Here is a 7,495-nt window from a genome sequence, read left to right as displayed (position 1 = left end):
CCCGGAATAATAATTACTCCAAATATCGTTCCGAACAGCATGCCTCCTGCCGCTGCTGCACCAATGGTTCTGTTGCCAACGGCACCCGCGCCGGATGCAAACATTAACGGAATCAGCCCGGCAATAAAGGCAAATGAGGTCATGAGGATTGGCCGTAACCTAACGGTGGCACCTTCAATGGCGGCTTGCATGGGTGTTCGCCCTTCTCTGTGCTTTAATGAGGCAAATTCAACAATCAGGATGGCGTTTTTACCCAATAAACCGATAAGCATAATCATGGCTACCTGGGCATAAATATTGTTTTCTAAACCCATGATCATCAAGAGTAAAAATGCTCCGAATACTCCGGTTGGTAAAGAGAGAATAACGGGCATAGGCAAGAGAAAACTTTCATACTGCGCACACAAAAGCAGATACACAAATACCAAACAGATAAGAAAAATATATATTGCTTCATTGCCTGCTAATATTTCATCACGGCTTATGCCTGCCCAGTCTATATCGTAGCCTTTGGGTAATTTTTCTTTGGCTACTTCCTGGATGGCTGCGATAGCGCTTCCGCTGCTGTATCCGTTAGCAGCTTCCCCGTTCACCTCTGCCGATGGGTACATGTTGTAACGGGTTATCTGATCAACTCCATAAACCCTTTCTATTCTTGTAAAGGCAAATAACGGCACCATTTCATCCTTATCATTTTTGACATAAAGCTTGAGTATGTCTTCGGGTTTTGTCCGGTATTCAGGCAATGCCTGTACCATTACCTTGTACATCTGACCAAAGCGGATGAAATTGGTGGCGTATTCACTCCCCAATAAGGTTTGTAAAGTACCCATTGCATTATCAATCGTTACTCCTTTTTGTGCCGCTTTATCATAGTCAATATGAATAAGGTATTGCGGGAAACTGGCATCAAAAATGGTGAAAGCGCTTGCTATTTCCCGCCTGTCTTTTAAGTCTTTGATAAACTGATGCACTACCGTTTCCATTTTTTTGAAATCGCCACTACCAGTTTTATCCAAAAGCCGTAATTCAAAACCACTGGCATTTCCATAGCCCGGCACGGCTGGCGGAGGGAAGAACTCAATTTTTGCGTCTTTAATGTGTTTGGTTTTTTCTGTAACAAGTCTGATAATATCATCAACCGTTTCCTTTCGTTCATCCCAATTTTTTAAGTTAATTAAGCAAGTGCCGTAAGTAGCGCCTGTTCCATCGGATAAGATGTTTGTTCCTGCTAAGGTAGAAACCGACTCTATAGCTTCTATACCTTCACATGTCTTTTGTATTTCATCTACCACTTCTTTGGTCCTTTCCAGAGTTGAGCCGGATGGGGTAGTGATACTGGCGTAAAATGTTCCCTGGTCTTCATTGGGAATAAATCCTGAGGGCAGGAACTTGCCTAAAATGCCTGTTCCCATGCAAAATATCAGCAATACTAAAAAAGTTATAACCTTACGATTAGCAATGACTCCAAGCAATTTTTGATAGCGTTCAGAAAGGTTATTATACCAGTTGTTGAAGCCACCAAAAAAACGATCCAGCAAGGCTTTCCTGGTATGACCACCATGGGTATTTTTCAATAATAGGGCACAAAGAGCAGGGGTGAGCGTAAGTGCAACGATTCCCGATAGAACAATAGATATTGCCATAGTAAGAGAGAACTGACGATAGAAAATGCCGGAAGGACCAGACATAAAAGCTACAGGAATGAACACAGCCGACATAACCAAAGTAATAGCGATAATAGCTCCGCTGATTTCTCTCATCGCCTTTTCGGTTGCTCTCTTTGCCCCGATATTGGAATGCTCCATTTTTGCATGCACCGCTTCTACCACTACTATGGCATCATCCACTACAATACCTATGGCAAGAACTAATGCAAAGAGTGTAATCAGGTTTAAAGAGAAACCTAACAACTGCATGAAAAAGAGGGTGCCAATTAATGAAACAGGTACGGCAATAGCAGGAATGAGCGTTGAACGCCAATCTTGAAGAAAAATAAATACCACCAACGATACCAATAAAAATGCCTCAATCAGAGTTTTTAAAACCTCATGTACCGAAGCATCTAAAAACCGGGAAACATCATAGCTTGCCTCATAGTCCATGCCCTTAAGAAAAGTAGATGCCTTAATTTCAGTCATGCGCTTTTTTACCTTACTGATTACTTTGCTGGCATTCGAGCCAGGCAACTGTTTCAGAAGGATTGAAGCAGCGGGTTTGCCGTTTAGTTTTGCCTCTACGTCAAAATACGTTGTGCCGAACTCAACTTCGGCGATATCTCTCATGCGAAGTATTTTTCCGTCGGCGGTTGATTTTACAGGAATATTCTCATACTGCTCTTCGGTATTATACCTTCCTGTGTATTTTATTACATACTGCAATGCCTGTCCTGTCTTATCTGAGCTTTCCCCTACCTTTCCCGGCGCCGCTTCAACATTTTGTTCCTGTAATGCATTCAGTACATCATCCGTAGAAATATTATAGGCAAGCATTTTATCGGGCTTTAGCCAAATACGCATGGCATATTCTTTGGCCCCCAAAATATCCGCATAACCAACCCCATCAATTCTTTTTAATTCAGCCAGGATATTAATATCAGCAAAATTGTACAGGAATTTTTCTTCTATGGTCGTATCGGTGCTGAATATGTTCAAATACATCAGCATAGCATTTTCTTCCTTGGCAATTTTCACTCCATTGCGTGTTACTTCAACAGGAAGTTCACCCATAACGGCAGCCACCCTGTTTTGAACATTTACTGCAGCCACATCCGGGTCAGTGCCAACCTCAAAAATAATTTGCACTACACCTACACCATCGTTCCCCGCATCCGAAGACATATATTTCATACCGGGAACACCATTAATGGCACGTTCCAAAGGCACAATAGCAGCTTTTGTCACAGTTTCGGCATTGGCCCCCGTATATTCAACGGTGACATTTACTTCCGGCGGAGCTATACTGGGAAATTGTGTCATTGGCAGTTGGGTTAAAGACAACGTCCCAAGCAAGGTAATGATTAAAGATATTACTATGGATAAAATGGGTCTATGGATGAATTTCGCGGTCATTATTTTTTATACCTTAATTTTCAACCAGAAACATGGCTAGTTCTTTTGATTGTTTTTCCATTATTTGTTTCATGGAAATAACTTCAGGAATTATCTTGTCTCCTTCTCTCACCTGTTGAATGCCTTCATAAATAATCCTATCATCGGAAGATAATCCAGATTCAATTACATAGAAATGAGGAATGCGAAGCTTTGGGACTATGCTTCGCATTTTTACTGTGCTGTCGGAATCTACCGTAAACACACACACCCTGTCCTGAATTTCAAAGGTTGCTTTTTGCGGAATTACTAAGGCGTTTTTTTCTTCTTTTGTTACCCTGACTTTACCACTGGAACCGTGTTTTAAAAGGAGATCCGGATTAGGAAAACATGCCCTGAAAGCAATATTCCCGGTGTTTTTATCAATTGTTCCTGTAACGGTTTCAATACATCCGTTGCAACTATGAATTTGATCGTTAGCCAATACCAATGTCACATCATTTTTCTTTTCCGGATCCATGAGTGTAATAAAATCTAAGTACTCCTTTTCAGATACATTGAAATAAGCAAATACCTTTTTATTATCTGAAATAGTGGTTAACAACGTTCCTTCATCAACTAAACTTCCGGCCTTATTGGGAATCCTGTCAATTATTCCGTCAAATGGAGCTTTTATTACGGTATAAGATAGATTTAATTCAGCGCTTGCCACATACGATTTCGCTTCATTAACTTTTGCACGAAGTGCATCCAGTTTAGCCCGAGCCATTTCAAGCTCCGTTTTTGATACGATATTTTTTTCTACCAGTATTTTTACGTTTTGCAAATCCAGTTCAGCGGCTTTTGCATCTGCAATGGCACTTTTCAGCATTGCCTTAGCTTTTAATAAGTCCACTTCATATTCCTGTCGGCTTATGCTAAAAAGAGTTTGTCCGGCTTTTACGATTTCACCTTCGTCAACGTGAATCTTTTCGATATATCCTTTAACCCTGGCTCTTATCTCTACATGTTGGAAAGAGTATATGTCTGCAACGTAATCATGCGTATACGTCGTATCCATGACAACAGGACTCGTAACAGGGTATTTTGCCCGATTATCGCTAACTTCTTTATCTGATGAGCATGCGCTTATGAGTAAAACAACACATACACTCAAATACATAGATGCTTTTTTCATAGAAATAATCCATAACAAAGGGTAATAGGAAATTGTTTTTTCTTAGTATAACAGTAAAACGATTAATGGAACAAAAGAGGATAGGAAGATGTTTCCATGGCAATAGGAAATTACCTCTTCCTTCAGAATAATAGTGCAATTCCATAGTTCTTCAGAAAGCATACCCTAGGTCGCTCCTATGGAGCTTTTTTGGTGCCTGAATTTCATTTCTACTACTACAAATAGGCCACCCCCCGGGGTTATATTAATCCATCTCTGGCACAACCGCTGTATAACACACAGAACAACCCTGTAGGGCTACATTCGTCCATCCCCGACAAAAGTTTATCAAGGTTGGGGGCTGTCCAAAAGGTATTACAGGTGTGGCTGTATACCCATAAAAGATGTATTTTAGCACCAGTTTATGGGGATAACCCATCATTATACAGCCTTAAGTGGGGAACAAATTTCCAAAAATTTACTTTTTAGACAGCCCCAACTCTGAGGAATCTTTTTATTTCTTCACGGAAAGATTCCTCGCTCCTTCATTGCCCGGAATGACACGCCGGATTTTCGGATAGGCTCTTAATAGCTTAGAGAGGGGAAGTACTTCATAGGACAAAGCAAAGAGTATTCCTATTTTGGAAATGATTAAAATACCCAATAAATTAGCTGTTTTGCGGTAAGAAGATTTTAATGAAATGGGTTATGTGGGGTATAGGTTGGGGACTTTTTGTCCCACTATGGGACTTTTTGCCCCACGAATTTCAGATTAACTCAGTAACTTTCTTCATTGCTTTTCTGATTTTTCAGCATCCGATACAGTGATTTGCGATTTATTCCAAGGATATCAGCGGCCATGTTTTGGTTGCCATTGGTATATTCAAGGATTTGTTTAACGTAGTACTGCTTCAGTTCTTCCAGCGTCTGAAATCTGTTAGACGAAGCATCAATGGAAATATCTTTATTATTCTGATACAGCTCAGCAGGTATGTCAGACAGCAAAAGAATCTTATGAGTCGTTAAGACAACGGAACCCTCTATTACATTCTTTAACTGTCTTATATTTCCAGGCCATTTATATTTGATTAGGACATTCATCACCTCTTTCGAAATACCGTAAATGTCTTTTTTCATTTTTCCTGCAGCCTTCCGCAGGAAATAATTTGCAAGAAGCGGTATATCTTCAGGACGTTCCCGGAGAGGAGGAAGTGCAATGGTTACAACTTGAAAACGATAAAGAAGGTCATCTCTAAATTGCCCGGATTTTACCATGGTTCCTAAATCCTTGTTCGTAGCTGCTATAATCCTTAAATCAACCGACAGAGTATGTGACCCGCCGAGCCTTCGTATTTCATGTTCTTGTAAAACACGTAACAATTTTGCCTGAAGAGGAAGCTGCATATCCCCGATTTCATCTAAAAAACAGGTACCTCCGTCTGCTTCTTCAAACAAACCTTTCTTATCAAATAATGCACCGGTAAATGCGCCTTTCATATAACCAAACAATTCACTTTCGAGAAGATTTTCAGGCAGGGCAGCACAATTTACTGCAATATAAGGTTTAGAGGCACGCATACTGTTATCATGTATTGCCCTGGCAATAAGTTCTTTCCCTGTTCCACTTTCCCCCTGGATTAGCACGGTCACATCGCTACCGGCTACCTTGGCTATCATTTTATATATTTCTAACATTTTCGGACTGCTGCCTATTATCGTCCCAAAGGAGATTTTTTCCATGAAGTCTTCTTGTGCGGTATTTCCTTTTTGAGCAGAAAGGTACCTTTGCTCAAGACATCGTTGAACCTTTAATTTTATTTCCTCGATTTTAAATGGCTTGCTGATGTAATCATACGCACCATTTCGAATAGCTTCAACTGCCGTGTCAAATGAACCAAAGGCTGTAATAACAATGGTAATTGCCTGCGGATGTAATCGTTTAAATGTTTTCAGTATATCGAGCCCTCCCATTTCAGGCATCTTCAAATCTGTGATTACCACATCAAATGGAGTTGTCTCACCCATCCGGACAGCATCTATACCCCGACAGGTCATCTGGGTATGGTACCCTTCTTTTTCCAAGACTTCAGTAAGAAGCTCTGCTGCTACCGGGTCGTCATCGACAACAAGTATGAATGGTATATCCTTACCCACGTTCATTCTTCCTTAACGGAAGTTGGACAGAAAATATACTTCCTTTATTTAATCCACTTTCAACGGTAATCACACCATGGTGGCGGTGAACAATTTCCTGGGTTATGGCTAAACCTAATCCCGTTCCATGACCCCGGTCTTTCGTTGTATAAAATGGCTCGAATATATGCTGGAGGTTATCCGGTGAAATACCCGTGCCATTATCCTTAATGGATACCTGGACGTATCCAGCACTCAATGATGCTTCGACTAACACATGATGATCTGTATATGGTGTGATACATTGAGTTATTATAGAAATAATTCCACATTGAGGAGATGCATCAATAGCATTGTCGATAAGATTCAAAAAAACCTCTTGAAGTTGGCTATAGCTACCGAATATTTTTGGCAGGTCTTGTTGAAATTCTTTTTCTATTATTAATTGTTTAGATAAAATTTCCGGGAAAACCAGTATAATAATATCCTCAAGAAGCTGGTTCAAACCGACCCAGTCAAAACAAACATTCGGCGGTCGGGTAGTATCGAGAATATGCTGAATACTCTTAATTACCCGTTCAAGTTGTGATTGCATAATTTCTACTCTCCGGCATACTTCACCGGACAAATTTGCTTCATCCATAAGAAGCTGAAGGTGCCCTGAGATTGAATGAAGTGGAGTTCCTAACTCATGTGCAACCATTGCTGCCAATTCTCCAACAGCAGCAAGTCTTCTAAAATGCCCAAGCTGTTTTTGAAGTTTATAATTGGATTGATTTGCATCTCTCAGTTCTTCATTTCTTCTTTGTAACTCTTTGGTAGCCAGATGAATATTATATCGGAGCTGCCCATTAAACGAATATATTTGCTGCAGTAAAGATTCCTTTTCATCCGTATTCTTTTTGATTGTCAGAACCATAGCGTTAAAGTTTTCTGTCAGCTTACCTATTTCATCCTTCGTTTTTGATATAACCGAAACCCTTAAGTCACCTTCCCTCACCCTCGATACGGCACCCAGGAGTCTCTGGATAGGGCGAAGTACTATTTGATTCATTGAAATAGCCAGGACACCTGTAATAAAAGAAATAGAAATAATCGCCGTGATAAACGCATGTTGCCGCTGCTTGGCAAGGAGCCTGTCAAATTCTTTACGGGA

General features: G+C 40.5%; 4 protein-coding genes. All 4 read right to left on the bottom strand.

Annotated features, from left to right (window positions below; translation table 11 throughout):
• Nucleotides 1-3,071: efflux RND transporter permease subunit (locus ABJL82_RS16215; protein WP_347275748.1), on the bottom strand; the 3,071-nt coding region annotated here is incomplete at its 3' end.
• Nucleotides 3,072-3,084: 13 nt separating this feature from the next.
• On the bottom strand, nucleotides 3,085-4,227 hold the full coding sequence (locus ABJL82_RS16210) for an efflux RND transporter periplasmic adaptor subunit (protein WP_347275747.1): 1,143 nt from the start codon (nucleotides 4,225-4,227) through the stop codon (nucleotides 3,085-3,087).
• 756 nt (nucleotides 4,228-4,983) lie between these two features.
• The gene (locus ABJL82_RS16205) at nucleotides 4,984-6,360 is read right to left on the bottom strand and encodes a sigma-54 dependent transcriptional regulator (RefSeq protein ID WP_347275746.1); all 1,377 of its coding nucleotides are present in this window, start codon (nucleotides 6,358-6,360) and stop codon (nucleotides 4,984-4,986) included.
• The coding region (locus ABJL82_RS16200) for an ATP-binding protein (RefSeq protein WP_347275745.1) at nucleotides 6,353-7,495 on the bottom strand (1,143 nt) is incomplete at its 5' end. The genes ABJL82_RS16200 and ABJL82_RS16205, both read right to left, overlap by 8 nt.

This window comes from Candidatus Kuenenia sp., assembly GCF_039794105.1.
Lineage (GTDB): Bacteria > Planctomycetota > Brocadiia > Brocadiales > Brocadiaceae > Kuenenia.
Note: the sequence above shows the minus strand (reverse complement) of the source record. Positions and strands in the feature narration are given on the sequence as shown.